The 15,656-nt window shown below is 37.9% G+C and carries 14 protein-coding genes; 13 read left to right on the forward strand and 1 reads right to left on the reverse strand.

Features of this window, described 5'->3' with window-relative positions:
* Nucleotide 1 precedes the first annotated feature (1 nt).
* Entirely contained in the window at nucleotides 2-3,286 is a 3,285-nt protein-coding gene (gene drmD / locus PKI34_05965; GenBank protein ID HNS17348.1) for a DISARM system SNF2-like helicase DrmD, read from the reverse strand.
* A gap of 1,411 nt (nucleotides 3,287-4,697) precedes the next feature.
* Between drmD and PKI34_05970 the strand changes: the two genes are divergently transcribed.
* The 13 genes from PKI34_05970 (at nucleotide 4,698) to PKI34_06030 (ending at nucleotide 15,508) form a co-directional block, all read left to right on the forward strand.
* Nucleotides 4,698-5,159, forward strand: a complete 462-nt coding sequence (locus PKI34_05970; GenBank protein ID HNS17349.1) for a JAB domain-containing protein — start codon at nucleotides 4,698-4,700, stop codon at nucleotides 5,157-5,159.
* Nucleotides 5,160-5,474: 315 nt separating this feature from the next.
* The gene (locus PKI34_05975) at nucleotides 5,475-6,542 is read left to right on the forward strand and encodes a hypothetical protein (GenBank protein ID HNS17350.1); all 1,068 of its coding nucleotides are present in this window, start codon (nucleotides 5,475-5,477) and stop codon (nucleotides 6,540-6,542) included.
* Between the two features lie 211 nt (nucleotides 6,543-6,753).
* Entirely contained in the window at nucleotides 6,754-7,056 is a 303-nt protein-coding gene (locus PKI34_05980) for a hypothetical protein (protein ID HNS17351.1), read from the forward strand.
* Between the two features lie 3 nt (nucleotides 7,057-7,059).
* Complete coding sequence (locus tag PKI34_05985) at nucleotides 7,060-7,239, forward strand: hypothetical protein (protein ID HNS17352.1); 180 nt, start codon at nucleotides 7,060-7,062, stop codon at nucleotides 7,237-7,239.
* 279 nt (nucleotides 7,240-7,518) lie between these two features.
* A complete protein-coding gene (locus tag PKI34_05990) occupies nucleotides 7,519-9,264 on the forward strand; it encodes a hypothetical protein (GenBank protein HNS17353.1) in 1,746 nt (581 codons plus the stop codon).
* Between the two features lie 543 nt (nucleotides 9,265-9,807).
* On the forward strand, nucleotides 9,808-10,242 hold the full coding sequence (locus PKI34_05995; protein HNS17354.1) for a JAB domain-containing protein: 435 nt from the start codon (nucleotides 9,808-9,810) through the stop codon (nucleotides 10,240-10,242).
* A gap of 450 nt (nucleotides 10,243-10,692) precedes the next feature.
* Nucleotides 10,693-10,968 carry a transposase gene (locus PKI34_06000; protein ID HNS17355.1) on the forward strand — a complete coding sequence of 92 codons (276 nt, stop codon included), beginning with the start codon at nucleotides 10,693-10,695 and terminating at the stop codon, nucleotides 10,966-10,968.
* Complete coding sequence (locus PKI34_06005) at nucleotides 10,965-11,822, forward strand: IS3 family transposase (GenBank protein ID HNS17356.1); 858 nt, start codon at nucleotides 10,965-10,967, stop codon at nucleotides 11,820-11,822. The genes PKI34_06000 and PKI34_06005 overlap by 4 nt, the downstream gene beginning before the upstream one ends.
* A 44-nt stretch (nucleotides 11,823-11,866) precedes the next feature.
* Nucleotides 11,867-12,601: a DUF4304 domain-containing protein gene (locus PKI34_06010; GenBank protein ID HNS17357.1), complete on the forward strand. Its 735-nt coding sequence runs from the start codon at nucleotides 11,867-11,869 to the stop codon at nucleotides 12,599-12,601.
* Between the two features lie 81 nt (nucleotides 12,602-12,682).
* Complete coding sequence (locus PKI34_06015; GenBank protein ID HNS17358.1) at nucleotides 12,683-13,408, forward strand: SIMPL domain-containing protein; 726 nt, start codon at nucleotides 12,683-12,685, stop codon at nucleotides 13,406-13,408.
* A 198-nt stretch (nucleotides 13,409-13,606) separates the two neighbouring features.
* Nucleotides 13,607-13,738 (forward strand): hypothetical protein, encoded by a 132-nt coding sequence (locus PKI34_06020; protein ID HNS17359.1) that lies wholly within the window; start codon nucleotides 13,607-13,609, stop codon nucleotides 13,736-13,738.
* A 375-nt stretch (nucleotides 13,739-14,113) separates the two neighbouring features.
* Nucleotides 14,114-14,464, forward strand: a complete 351-nt coding sequence (locus PKI34_06025) for a hypothetical protein (GenBank protein HNS17360.1) — start codon at nucleotides 14,114-14,116, stop codon at nucleotides 14,462-14,464.
* A 156-nt stretch (nucleotides 14,465-14,620) separates the two neighbouring features.
* A complete protein-coding gene (locus PKI34_06030; GenBank protein ID HNS17361.1) occupies nucleotides 14,621-15,508 on the forward strand; it encodes a toxin-antitoxin system YwqK family antitoxin in 888 nt (295 codons plus the stop codon).
* Nucleotides 15,509-15,656 lie beyond the last annotated feature (148 nt).

The raw sequence follows: 15,656 nt of genomic DNA on the forward strand, positions 1-15,656 counted from the left end.
TTTATGATCTCATCAAATTACTATTCAATAAAAATTCAATCCCTAATGGATAGAGCTTGAAGAACTGCATCTTATATTTTCGGGGAATTACTATTTTGATCATTTTATCTTTTTCACTCTGAATTATTTGTTCCAGATATTGTACTCTATCGCTGATAATCTTCTCGAGGTCAATTTCCATTTCCCTTATTTTATCTAAGCGGGCCCAATTAAAATCCTCAAATAATACTTGTTGTTGGAGCTTTAATTTTTCTTGTTCAATTTGTCCTTTTAATTTAATCAAGTATTTAGCTCCACGTCTTTCTTTTAATTCCTTAAGTCTTTCATCATATAGTTTAGAAGTATCTTTTTTAACTGTTTCAAGATTCTGTTGAAGCTTTTTTTCGAAATCTTTTTTAATTTCATTTCCCCGGTTTTCTAAGTATGATTTTATATCATTTTCAGCATTTATCCATAAATTTTTAATTTGTGGTAACCAGTCGCTTAATTGATCTGAACGTAGTTCCAATCCTTGATTGGATTTTAGATTATTCCAAAGTTCCTCGTTAATATTTTTAAACTTATCTCTTTCAATTACTCCAGGGATTGATATGACTTCCTGGTGAATTGTTTCTTTTAATTCATTAGTTGATTCAATAAGGCAATGAATTACAACGATGTGATCAATTCCGGAAACTAATTCAGCTTTCTTGACAGTGAATTTATTCAAGTGTCCCTCTTCATATTTAAGTTCTGGTACACTCCACATTTTACGTTTAAATAAACCTATGGCCCGTTTAACTATTGGATGGCCTAAACGTAAAAGTTTTGCATCCGGTTTATTTAAATAAATCATTAATCCGTGTTCAACTTTTTCAAAATAAGCAGGATTGAAAACCAACTTATAAAGAGCACCAGCGTGCTTTCCCTTCTTTATTTTAAGAGTTTTGCTGATGATATTGTCCCACTTTGGGGGTACTGAATCAATTTGATATACATCATTTTCGATCGGATGTTTACTTAGTTTTCCACCTTCCAGTTCAAAAGAATTCTGTACAATATATGCAACGTTAGCCGGTGTAAGGTTCAATTCCTTTTCTGTGGCTTTTAATTTTTGAAATACTCTGGTATATTCTTCATCGGTGATTGAAGTTATTTTCTTTAAATCATCGTTGAGTAATAATTCTGGTTGGATTGCTTCGATATCTTTTCCTGCGGATGCTCTATCCTCAGGATTGCCCATGAAGTGCTTTTCAATATTTCTATCGATCAATTCACCTGCACTTCCAAGATCTTCTCTAATTTGTTGAATTTTTTTCACAATCCTTTCTAAAAATTGAAGATCTTCTTCCTCATCTGAGGCATAGTGAAAAATTTCCACATCCCTGTTTTGTCCAAATCGATCGACACGGCCATTTCTTTGTTCTAATCGAATTGGATTCCATGGAATATCATAATGGATCACATAGCGACAATTTTTTTGGAGGTTTAAACCTTCTGAGGCAGCATCCGTAGCTGCTAATATTTTTAATGGACTTTCCGGATCATTAAAATAGGTTTTAATATCATTTCTATCAGTTTGATCAGTGCCTCCAAAAAGCGATGATATTACTGGTTCCTCTAATCCATCAATTTTGAATTTTTGTAATAAATAATCTAAAGTGTTTTTGTATTCTGTGAAAATTATCACTCTTTCATCCTCCCTAAATTTTCCTTCCGATTTAAGCCGTTTATTCAACCACTGCAAAAGGGTTATCCATTTCGAATCTTCCGAAAAGATTTTTACCTTGGATATATCTGTATTTATTATTTTCTCATTCCAGCCCAATTGATTTAATAATTCATTAATCTCATTAATTTCTTTTTTTAATAATTCTTTGTTTTGTGCCAACCATGAACCTATTTTTCGGACCGCTTCATTTTCCCTATTTGCTTTTTCAATATCATCTGAAATATCCTCATCTACTCTTTTTAATACCAAGTCAATGTCTCTTTCATCTATTTCATCACTCTGTGATCCGGCAAAATGATTCCACCAGGTTATTGAAAAAGCGTAAACGCTTGACAATAACCTTTTTGTTAGAAGTGTCAAAAGAAATTTAACCACCATTAATCTTTTAGGAGAGTCTTGAGGTACTATTGATAGAGCTTTATTTTTATAGCGCTTCAGAGCCTCATATAATTCCTTTTCAGAATCATTAAGCTTGTAGTGATCATCAATCCTATTAATGTAACGTTTTTTAAACTTGTTAATCAACCCAGTATCAATAAAATCAGACTTTAATCTTCTAACAACGTATTTATCAATAAACCTGAAATCATTGTCTTCTAATTTCCTTTTTTGTTCAAAGACCAAAGGATTTAGTAACTCTAGTATACCTGAAAATGACTCTGTATATCCGTTATGTGGCGTTGCGGTCAAAAACAAGCGATTTTCGAAATATGGCAGAACTTGTTTAATCATTCGTAGCCGTTCGGTTTCTTCCCCAAAATATAGAGAAGAAATATTATGAGCTTCATCAATAATAAGTAGATCCCATGGTAGAGAAGCTTCATGTTCCCTGCTAAAAGTATCTGATGCAGACCGAAAACTTTCGAGCACATCGCCTTGTCTTAGATAATCAATAGAAGTTATTATCCTTGGAAAGCTTGACCAAGCATTACTATCAATTCCAAAATCCTTTTGATAATTAAATGTTGTATTTCGGGTTAGAATCTGAAAATCCAGGTAAAATTTTTCCTCCATCTCCTCCGCCCATTGGTTTTGTAATGAAGCTGGACAAATAATTAATATTCTATGTAATTTCCCTCTGGCAATTAACTCATTCACAACTAGGCCTGCTTCAATCGTTTTACCTAAGCCGACGTCATCTGCAAGAAGCATCGTGATCCTGGGCATATTAAGCGCCTTTACTACTGGCAATAACTGATATTGCTCAACCTGAACAGCACTATACCAAGGAGATATCAAACGATAATCTTCGACCGAATTTGAAAATAAATTTTCAATTCTATTTATGGCATTCCATCTAATGCTATTGAGATAAGCATGAAAAAAGTCTGGGGGATCAACCATATTCAAGGAAGCGACATCAGGAAGATTTGATCCGGAAATAATCTTCGGATTGTGTTCAATTTCCCAGATTATATATTCTGATTCAGGTATAGTGTAACCGTCAATATAATCTACCCAAACACCATGGATTTCTTCTTGACTGGTTGTTCTTGACTTTTCAACATCTCTAATAATTCCAGGTCTGTTACGGATGATTACAGTTTGACCAGTTTGAGGTATTAATTGATTCATTTGTATACGATTAAACAGAAAAACAACTGTCCAATTAATCTATCAGTCAAATATACTGATAAAAAAGATGTTTAGGGAGAACCATGATGAAGTGGCTTTGTTAAGTAGAGGAGTAAACAATATAATATCAATATGACCCTTAAATAATGAGACTTTTCCCTTCAGTTATACAAAGACTTGTTAACACATGGCTTCCTGCAGTTCTGGGTAGTCCCATTTTCTCGACTTATCTTAGCCTAAAAGTTTTTCGTCAATAATCATTGTTCGTGATTCCTCCTCAAAAGGCTAGGACTAGAATTACAAATCAATGTTGGTTCTCTTATGAATATTAATGGGGCTAAATACTGATCTTTTGGTTCCTCTTCTTCGATTCATTGATATTTATGATAAATGGCAGTCCGGATTTAATCATTAATAAATGACACCCTTTGTCATATAATGTCATTACTTTTTCGACGCTGCCTTCTAAAATATCTCAAACTTTCTCATCATTATTCTTTATTAAGTTGCCGATCAAAGTGGCTGAGGATGATGATTAGCTAGTTCTACATACCAATAATCCATATAAAATGTAGTGCTGCCATCCTCATCCAGAATGTCAATAAGCCCAATTCTGCTCTTCTCAAAGAGTAAGAAAGATAGCAAAGAAATATTTTATATAATATAGCTATTTGAGGGTAAATTTGTGAATAGAAGGTTTGTGCCCGTTTACATATAACACGCAAATTTCATCCAGGAAATTACCGTTTCTGCTCAGGGCGGCGCGGGGGATCAGGATATAAAAAAGGACTTGCAGTCCTTTTAAACCAGCGGAAGCGTCTAAATTCGAGGAATTTAGCCGCTTATTTTTTGGAATTCCGGATCCGAAATCCTGGCGACTTCTTTTTCTGAGCAGAAAAAGAAGCAAAAAGAGCCTTTACCCAGGATTCTTGCCCGTTGCTATGCGCTGATTATCCGCTTATTATAAACAGCCATTGGTAATTTCCTGCCCATCAGGTTTTCCCTTGTTGCCCTCCTGATGCCAACTTGTCGCTGCTTGTTACTCATAAAATCCTGCAAAGTTACTTCGCAGTCTAAAATTTCGTCAAGGACGGGACGAATAGCCATTACCGATTGCCGAGGTAGAAGTCCAGGTGAAAGGCGAAGGAGATTTACCATAGGAATGGCGAGATAAGAAATATTTCTGAACTCATAATTCCTTTCGACCCTCGTCTTCGATTTCTACTTTCACCTCTACCTCGTTAATCGTTAATGGATGTTCATCTGGATTCCCGCCCCTTGGGTCTGTTCATTTTCTCATGACTTCGAAACCTGACCCATCTCCTTGACCTAATGTTATCCTGCTCGTGGTCGTTCCGGCTGAATTTTTTTTTAACCAGCAGCTCTCACGGGCTGCACAAAACTTCTAGCCATGAACACACAACCCTTATTCAAAACTTTTGTGCGCGAGCTTCGCATGAACTACGGAGCAGTTTCCTACACCGAGTGCAACAAGGTTTCCTCCAGCCTGGATGCCAGCAACATCCTGCGTGATGTCTGGGGCTCCGACCTCTCGCACCGTGAAGCCTTCTACATTCTCTGTCTGAACCGTGCCAACAAGGTCATCGGATACGCCCTGATCTCCCTGGGTGGTGTTTCCGGTACGGTGGCAGATCCCAAAGTGATTTTCTCAACCGCATTATTGGCCAACGCCAGCTCGATCATCCTGGCTCATAACCACCCCTCCGGAAACACCGAACCCTCTGCCGCGGATCAAGCCCTGACCAAAAAGCTGATCCAGGCAGGTTGTTTCCTGGATATCCAGGTGCTGGACCACCTGATCATCACTCCGGATTCCTACCTGTCCTTCGCCGATGAAAATCTGATGGCATAAAAAGAGGAGCCGCGAGGCTCCCTTTTTTTATTCGTATAGCTTAGATATTCATTATTAATTACCGCGTACACCTATCATTGATTAGTATTAATGGCGCCCATGCTTGACCTGGTTATCATCTGATCATAATCGGATTTTCTTTTCTTCAACGTGGAAAATATATTGAATACCCACCACGGTTATTCTTGATGCTTAATCAACTTGGTTCAACTCGATATTATCTGCAATTTTGTATTTAGTTTTGCTCAATGTCTAATTTTTGAGTATCTTGCAGATAAAACCCTAGAGTAATATGCATAACCACCTATATTTAATATGACAGGATTTATTGTACTCGACACAAATATCTATAGACAACTTGGAATTAAGTTTTTCGAACATATTGATTATGTTAATCTGTCAAATTTTTGTTATGCATCTGGCTATGAGATGTCTATAAGTGATATTGTCGCAATAGAATTTAAGTACTATTTTTCTAAAGAAATTTTAAATGAAAGAATTGATAGGCTAAAACAAATAGTAAGGTCCTTGAATACTATACCTTATTTTAAGGATATCAAATTACCTAATTTGGAAACTAAAAAGCGGAATGCACTTTCCGAATTTGAATCTAAGTTAAACAGTCCACATTTTAAGATTAAATCAAAAAAAACAGATGCAATAAAGTTGACTGAATTTCTTGTGGAAAATAAATCCTCAAAAGACTACACAAGAGATTATTTGATTTGGAATTCATTAGTCGCCGTTGCACAGGAAAGATATAATTACGGAGATAAAGTCTGTCTTATTTCAAACGACAACATATTTAAGGAAAACCAGTTTCTTCGTAAAGGAATAGAGAAAAAAATACTAGACAGAATAGAAATATATAATTCAATATCAGATTTCCTTTTTATCAATGGCTTTAAAATTGATTTTATTGACAAACAATACCTTGAGGAAAAAATCAATTATCAACAGATTATTAAGGACCTATTTGAACGTCCAGTTGATATATTATCTTATGTTAGTACTGAATTTTGGCATTATACAGGCAAAGTGAAATTACTCCGAAAGGAAATAGAATTCAAAAGAGTCGATAAGTTTTACACATATATAGATCCAGAAGATAAGCAATATAAATTCCTTGCTCATGTAATATGTAAACCATTGCTAACATTTGGACTACCTGCAAATTATAAACCTGATCTATCCAAATTGAAAGATTGGGAAATTGAGCATGGCGTACTTAGTACTAATACCTTTGATGTTAGTGGTCATCCTATATATGAACAAGAGGTCTTATTTTTAGTTGGAGGAGTGATCGATATAGAGAATAAAAGTATTCTTAAGCAAGAAGTATATGACTTTTTTCTAGATTATTATCAAGATGTTTATGCATAACGAACGCGCAGTATACAGCCCGGGATTACTTTACAAGTTACTCAATTAGGGCTGGTGCTCTTTGAAATACGAATTTAAACCTTAATCCGTTGAGCGCCGAATCCCTCCGTATGGAGCATTCATAATCCGGGCTAAGGCGCTACGCTAGGAAGTTGGCAGTAGTGTTTTTAAATTTCTAACAGATTAATTAATCAAATTAAATTACATCATTATGACAAAAGAAGAAATAATTACAAAAATTGATGAACTGGTCAAAGATTCAAAAACTTTTAAAATTGGAATGACTGGCAAAAAACCTAGCGAACGATTGGAAATGCCAGATTATAAAGATAAATTTGATAAAATCATTCCCATCTGTTCATCTTCAAATGAAAGATCAATTACAGATTTGGAAAATCAAATGATTGATAAATTCTCAAAACTTTATCCCAAAATTTGTAAAAACGATCAATCAGGTGGTGGCGAAATGGAAGAATCAAGTAAATATTTTTTATATGTCGTTTTAAATAAGTAACTTATGGAAAAGACAAATTATCCTGCGACACCTAAGGAGGTATATGAAAGTATCCTTGATGTTCAAAATAGATACAAGAAAAAGCTTTCTGAAAGTTACGAGTTAGATCTTGATAGTGATGACGTCGAATTTATAAGAAGAAAGTTGAAATACATCGAACAATATTTAAAGGACAACTATTGAATATATAAAATTTACTAAGGACCTGACAGTAAATCCTGATCTTCAGGCGGCTTAGTACAACTCGATTCTATCTGCAATTTTTATGAAGTATTGCTAAATATATACTTTTAGAGAATCTTGCAGATATAATCCTATAGTGTTAAATGTGATGCCAGACGGATTTGTAGTGTCTAACCCTTCAAGGTTCGACATAAGGAAGAGGATGGAAATGTACAAATACTACGATTTACTATAAATAAGTTCTTAATATGATGCTATGCTGATGATAAATCATTATCGATGAATCAAGACTGGATTCTCCAAAAAAAAGAAACTCGCCGAGCCTTTTCTAGTGCGACCTGGGTTCCCTTGAGAGCATCCTGTAATGACGAGCAGGGTGAGGTTCGAGATATAGGTTACGTCAGCGAATTTTTTGGATGTGGGTCTGTTGCGTTCCCACCGGAGCATCGGGAAGTAGTGGAACGACTTGACTGGAGTAATATTGGAATCGGTTGCAGTGTGCAGCCGCATGCTTACGAGGATGGTTACTACTCGTCCATCGAACAGTATCAATACAGCGACAAAGAACCAATCGGAGTGCACCTTGTCTTCGAGCATCCTCAACCGGTTGTTGGAGGAAGGCTATGGATACTGAATCCTGATATAGTTGTTGCGCTTCATCTGATAAAGGATGGGACAAACTGGGTAAGGCCGGAAGAAAATTTCGTTGTCGTGGCTCGTGAGGTTCTTGATGAAAAAGGAAATCATCGCCTTATCGAGATCAAGCGAGAATTTCTCCTAGACTATTTGGCAGCAAGGAACCTTTCACTTCGCCTCTCTTACTACCGTCAAAGAGTAGAAAATATCGCGACACTTGAAGGCAGCACTTACGCGAGTCTAAAGGATCTACAAGTACAACGAGACGGCGGGCGATTTGAGCTCCTAATTCGCAGTCTGGAAGATGTCTTTGGGGGAAGTTGGGCTTCATTACGGGTTTGGCGAACTGATATTGATGAAGACGAAGACGCCCCAGTGATGTGTCCGGAAAGCGATGACAATACTGACTATGAAAGCTCACAGGGATATAGGAGTGGTTATCAAGGTTTACGGGTGGAGGGCGAGTTTTGGCGAGACGAATGGATTGAACACCAAGGGCAAAGCGTGCGTGTTCGAGGGGATGCTGATAAGACTCTTCCGCAATTCATCGTAGAGACTGACGGAACGCGTATGGCTTCTGCCGATTTAGACAATGAAAACATTGGCCGATGGTTGTGGTTCCGCGCTAGCGTAGTCAACGAGCTTCTCGGTTTTCGAGGCTTTTCTCTTGAATGGTATACGGCGGAAACAGGCGGTATTTGCTCCACCTCTGGGTATGTAACGCACTTTGGAATTAACAACTCGGATTTAATTACGGTATACGCCTATGATATTGCCCGCCTTGACGCATGGGAGCAACACATTTGGTCTGCTAATAACGTAGTGCCTGATGGAAAGGTTTCATTTGAGTTGATATCAGCCCAGGTGAAAGCTCAACCAGCATCTACACATGCAGTTGAAGGGTTGCTTATCGAGAGTTTGCGGATGATAGAAGCGGGATTCCATCAAGAGTTTCACATTTCTCTATTTACTCACGATATAGTTGATGCCTCGATCATGCAAAACGTTTCTCGATTCGCTAGCAGAGATCAGGCATCATTACTTAGATTAGCGAAAGAACTTGTTCGCGTTTTCTCGGATAGGCTCAATGTACGTGAACTCCGTAAGCTTTCAATGCATGCAGAGAAGGAAAAACTCGGTTCGAATAAGCTTCTTGAGGACGTATTATCCCAGAAAGTAGGGTCTGACAAAGCTCGACTTGTCTTTGGTCCAATTGTAGGTGCATATGATATGCGGATTGGTGATGCGCACCCCACCAGCTCGAAGATAAAAGATGCTTTAAACCTCGCTGGCATTGACGATAGCAAGTCCTTCCTGAGACAGGGCGAGCAATTAATCTCAAATTTTGGACAATCAATTTGGTTGATAGGACAACTGCTTTTCGGGTAAAAAAATAGTCAAAAGAGTTAGTCGATGTACCACATAATAAAAATACTACCTGAGCAAGAACTTCTCTGCATATTTCGTCAGATGAGGTCGGTCGTTAAATTAAATCCCCAAAAGTACATCCGTGTACTTTTGAATGGGGGCAAACAAGGAGGTCTGGCACTACATTTAACAGCGAATATGCGGTTCCGGCTCCGCCTTCACTTAAATATGCAATCGGCCAACTTCACATATTCGCGGAACGTTAGTGCCCTTCCAAAAGGATAACCTTCATTTTCCAATACCCCTCATTTTCTGTTCATCATTCAAAATTTCTACGCAAAGTTACTTCGCCGTCGAAAAATCGGTAAAGGACGGGGAGAAGATCTCAGATCATTCGAACATTCGAAGTGGAAGTAGAACTGAAAGGCGAGGGCGAAAGTAGAATTGATCGCAGAAATCAGATTTCGTAATTCCATTTATCTATCTCCTTCGCCCTTCAAATCACCCTCGCCTTCGTATGTTCGAATGTTGGATATTTATCTGTTGCCCTTATTCAAAACTTTTGTGCGCGAGCTTCGCGTGAACTACGGAGTAGTTTCCTACACCAACTGCAACAAGGTCTCCTCCAGCCTGGATGCCAGCAACATCCTGCGGGATGTATGGGGCTCCGACCTCTCTCACCGTGAAGCCTTCTACATCCTCTGCCTGAACCGGGCCAACAAAGTCATCGGCTACGCCCTGATCTCCATCGGTGGCCTTTCCGGTACGGTGGCCGATCCCAAGGTGATCTTCTCAACAGCCCTGCTGGCTGCGGCTAGTTCAATAATCCTGGCGCACAACCACCCCTCAGGAAACCATGAACCCTCCCAGGCTGACATTACCCTGACCAAGAAGGCCATTCAGGCCGGATCCCTGCTAGACATTCAGGTACTCGACCATTTGATCATTACTCCGGACGGCACCTACTTTTCCTTCGCCGATGAAAACCTGATGGCATGAAAAAGGAGAGCCGAAAGGCTCCCTTTTTTTATTCGCACTTCATCTAATTTTTTGTATCTTTAAGGCTTTGAGAAGAAATTTCAAATTATCGACAAATTCTTTTAAATTCACTCTCACATTTGTTGAATAAATGTTGATGGTATATTTTTTTGGAAGGGATTTTATCAATGTATTAACTGCATTTATACACCGATATTTGGGTGTGTATATTCAGTTGTGATACTGATAAATTGAAAATAAATTCAATGAATATACACAGACGTTATGGGGCATAATAAGAAATGACAGACCGAGACTTTAAAATAGAATTTGAAGCTTTATTAAAGGAAATAGTTGTACCTATTTTCCAAGGACTTGGGTTTAAGAAAAACGGAAATAATTTCTACAGAGTATAATTCCCCCCAAAATTAGGACAGTGAGTTAAGGTAGATTTTACTTAAATTCACGGTCATGAAAACACGAAAGAAGCACAGCGCGGATTTTAAGACCAAGGTGGTCCTGGAAGCCTTGAGCGAGCGCTACACGATCCAGGAATTGGGCAGAAAATATGAGATCCACCCCAATCAGATCAATCGGTGGAAGAGTTACTTTATGGAGCATGCCAGTGGTATTTTCGGCAACGGGACTGATTCAGCCAGGAAGAAAGAAGGAGAAGAAGAGCGGCTGTACAAGATCATTGGACAGCAGAAAGTGGAGATTGATTTTTTAAAAAAAGCCTTGTCATGAATCAGGATGCTGTTCAGCGAAGAGAGCATGTTGACAAGGCGCATCCCCTGAGTGTTGTCAGGCAATGTGAGCTGCTGGAGATCCATCGCAGCGGATTGTATTATCATCCCATGCCGGAGACACCCCTTAACCTGGAGCTGATGCGCATGATCGACGAGAAGCACATGCTCCATCCCTGGCTGGGTGTACCCCGGATGACCCAATGGCTGTGCAAAGACAAGGGCTATACGGTGAACCACAAACGGGTGGAGCGCCTGTATGGATTGCTGGGCATACAGGCGATGTGCCCCAGGCCCAATACGTCCAAACCCAGCAAGGGACATAATGTATACCCATATTTGCTAAGGAATCTTGTGATTGACCACCCCAACCAGGTGTGGGCCATGGATATCACCTATATCCCGGTCCAGGGTGGATACCTCTATCTGGTGGCTGTGATCGATCTGTTCAGCCGCTATGTGGTGAACTGGTCCTTAAGCAATACGATGACATCCCAATGGTGCCGGCAAACCCTTGCTGAAGCCATACGGCAAAACGGCAAGCCGGAGATCATCAATACGGATCAGGGCAGCCAGTTCACGGCAGCTGAATTTACCCAGTACGTAGTGAACGAGCTTCAGATCCGGCTGAGCATGGATGGAAAGGGAAGAGCCATTGATAATATTTTTATCGAACGCCTGTGGCGCAGTGTCAAGTATGAGCATGTGTACCTGTTTCCGGCATCCGATGGGTTGGAATGTTACCAGGGGTTGAAGGAATATTTCCGGTACTACAATGACGAACGAAGGCACCAAAGCCTTGATGATCAAACGCCATCTACCGTCTATCAACAAGTAAGGGAGGTCGCAGCATGAGGATTATCAAGGCATACAGGGATTATCAACAAAAAAGGCAAGTTATGAGTCTCCCCCCAGACCCCCCTCATATTAACAATAACAACATATTTATTAAATACTGTCCTAAGAATAGGGGGAATTATAGAGAAATAAACGGAATCGGACAAGCCTTTAATGTTCAGCAAAGCCAATGGAACTCTAAAGTCGACAAGACTTTTGTTTTTAATCTTGGACTAATTGACAAAGAAACCTACTATGAAATTTACAACAAAGAACTCTCTAAATTCCCAAAAGAATACGACTGCGAAATTAGGCTACGTCTAGGACACTTAATGAACAAAGGTGACAAATGGTATGACTTGAATAAGCGAACTGACTTTTCAAAACTCAAAGAACAAATTAATCAAGACCTTGTAACTTTTGCAGTTCCCTTTTATGAAAAGTATTCAGACCCAAAAAAATGGCTTGAATTCTTTGAATGGAAGTATGAACCCCTTACAAGTCCCATAGGAAAGTTTTTAATTTTAGAACGATATGGACAACGCGAAAAAGCGGAGATATTTTGGAATAAACTGTATAATGAAGCATTGACACCAAAGCCAAGCGTAAGCGAGATTCACACAAAGAATGGAGAAATAATTAGAACTGAATCTGAGCCGACTGTAAATAAAGAATGGGTTGGTAGACTTGAGGACTTTGCAAAAAGAAAAAACGTAGAGCTGAAAATTACGCCCCATAACAGCACCTTGCCAAAAGCGGGGCAGTCGTGGTTAAAGAAACTTTTCGGCTCCGAATAAACATTAGTAGTAGCTTGACAGGTTGGTGCTACGAAAGCCCCGCCTTCGGCAAGCTGCAAAACGTTATAAGCCATGCAAATTATGAAGAAAACAATGAAACCGACTTTAACCATTTTAAGCTTATTCATTTCAATTTTAGCTTTCTCACAAACAGGAGAAAAGAATTTTATTGATCAAAATTATATTGAAGTCACCGGTACTGCTGAAATTGAGATAGTTCCAGATCAAATTTATCTGAATATAACTCTGAATGAAAGTGATATAAAGGGTAAAATCACCCTTGATAATCTTGAGAAATCAATGATTAAGGGATTGGATACCTTGGGAATTGATTTAGATAAAGATTTAGCAATCATCGACCTGGCAAGTAACTTTAAATATTATTTTATTAAGGAAAATAAAATATACCAATCAAAAGAATATGAACTTAAAGTCAAAGACGCTGCAACTGCTGGTGAAGTAATCCAAAAATTAGCAGAACTTGGCATTTCGAATGTATCTGTTTCCAGAGTTGATCACTCAAATATCAAGGAATTACAGCGACAAGTTAAATTGAATGCAGTTAAAATAGCAAAAGAAAAGGCGAATGAATTAGTAATGGCTATCGATCAGTCTTTGGGTAGGGCTTTATATATTCAAGAATTAGATAATTTGCAGATAATAAATAGATTATCAGGGAAAGCTGCAGTAGTATCAGCTAATATTATTGTTAAAAGTGCAAATGGGGTTGAAACACGTCTACCAACAATAGAATTTGAAAAAATCAAACTTCAGTACTCTGTTCTTGCAAGGTTTGAAATAAAATAAATATTTGCCCGGCTTATAACGAACGCGCAGTGCCCAGGCCGGACATTAAAATTTTGCCCGTCCAGGTGGGCGATATGGTACCGAGATCCTTGATTTATTAACTTTACGCAAACCGGCGCCCACCTAGCCGTGCAAATTAACCCGGCCCAGGGCGCTGCGCACAACGTTGTATGCAAGCGCAAAGAACATTCTACTAAAATGAAACATTTGGAATTGGATATAGTAAAGATTGCTCAACTTGGAGTACAAAACGAAGAAGAAAACTTTGATTTCAGAGCTTATCTTAAAGGACAGGATTTTAAAAAAGTTGATAAAATGTTCACCGATTAAACAAAGATATTACTTACCTGATTGATTGTCAAAAATGTGGTAATTGCTGTAAATCTTTAAGACCATGTTTGACTAATTCAGAAATAGAGAGGTTATCTGAAATGGAAAAACTAACATCAGCAGATTTTGTATCTCGATTTGTTGAGAAAGACAATTATGAGGAAATAGTATATTTAAAGGATACCCCATGTAAATATCTTAAAGGCAAGAGTTGTTCAATATATTTGGATAGACCAGAAGATTGCAAATCATATCCACATACTAATTTGACAGGATTCATTTCTCGGACACTGGAAATGATTGATAATTATGGAATTTGTCCAATTGTTTTTACCTTTTCGAATAATTGAAAAAGGAACTTAATTATACCCGATAATGAGCGAACTGTTAAACAAATACATTGATTTAGCCATTAAACATGGAGAATTTATATTGGCTGGAGACTCAACGAATGCTAACAAAATTCATAAAAAAATAATGAGTTTGGTTCCTAAAATCAAAAATAACAAAACTCTTCACGAGTTGTATTTTAAACTATTAGAACATGATAATGAATCTGTTCGGATTTGGACAGCAGTAGAACTTTCAAATACTTTTAGAGAAGATGTAATAAAAATACTAAAGGAGATTGAAAAAAAAGATTCAATTCATGGTTTAACAGCAATAGGCTCTATTGATATGATAAATAGAGGAATGATAAAAAAAGACAACTGGAAAAATGATTAATAAGCGCCAGCATACAACACTCCGTATAAAAAAAAATGCCGGTTCAGTAGGTTATTCAAGGGTTGTAGCCCGCTTCCACTTTTGTGTAACTTGATAGGAAATCGCCCTCAATCGGCAACTTTTCATACCGCCATCCGTTAGCGGTAATTTTTGAAAATGAAAAAAATAATTATACTTATTCTATCATCCATTTCGATTATAAACCTGCTGGCGCAAGAGGATAAAGATACGATTCATTATTTTGAAGCACTTTTTCCAAAAAATGGTTTATTTATTCGTCCTGATTCTTTACCTGACGGCGTCTGGATCGCGTTTTGTGAAACTGATACTACTCAAATCGGTTTGAGATTACATTATAGAAATGGAGAAATAAATGGAGAATCAATTTCGTATTGGCCAAATGGTAATATACAACAAAAAGGTCATTATAAAGATGGATGTTTAGCAGGATTAAATGAAAAATGGTATGAAAGTGGAATCAAAGAATCAGAGTCCAATTGTGAAGTTGAGAATTATCAAAAACACTTCTATCATTGTAATTTAATTAATTATTGGTTGAAGGACGGATCACAAACAGTTGTGGATGGCACTGGAGAGTATCTCTCATACTTTAACAATGGAATTTTACAAGTGAGAGGGGAATACTTGAATAGAGAAAGAACAGGAAAATGGACCTGGTACTACAACAGTGGAAATATACAAACTATAGAATTTTTTATAAATGGGAATCAAGATGGTGAATTTATAACCTATTATAATAATGGACAGATACGCATAAGAGGAATTTATTCAATGGGAAAACAGGTTGGTTTATGGGAACACTGGTACGATAATGGAAAACCAGAACAACTCGAGAATCGAATTAATGGAAAAATTGATGGTGAGGCTAAATATTGGCATCGAAATGGCCAACTCTATGCTTCAGGAATTTATGTATTAAGTAACAAAGAAGGGCTTTGGCAATATTGGGATGAATATGGAATTCTAGAGTTGGAGGAGATATATACTAATGGAGAAGTAAGTGAATCCAAAAACTACCGCTAACAAACGCGCATCGCCCAGGCCGGACCCTTTAAATTTTGCCCGGTCAGGCGGGCGTAATAAGTGGAAAGTAAAAATTGAAAAGTTTAAAACATTGTAAGCCTTCGGTCTGATGCATCTTGCCCCGTAACAAAATAAGGCTTTTATTACG

This window comes from Bacteroidales bacterium (assembly GCA_035342335.1).
Lineage (GTDB): Bacteria > Bacteroidota > Bacteroidia > Bacteroidales > JAGONC01 > JAGONC01.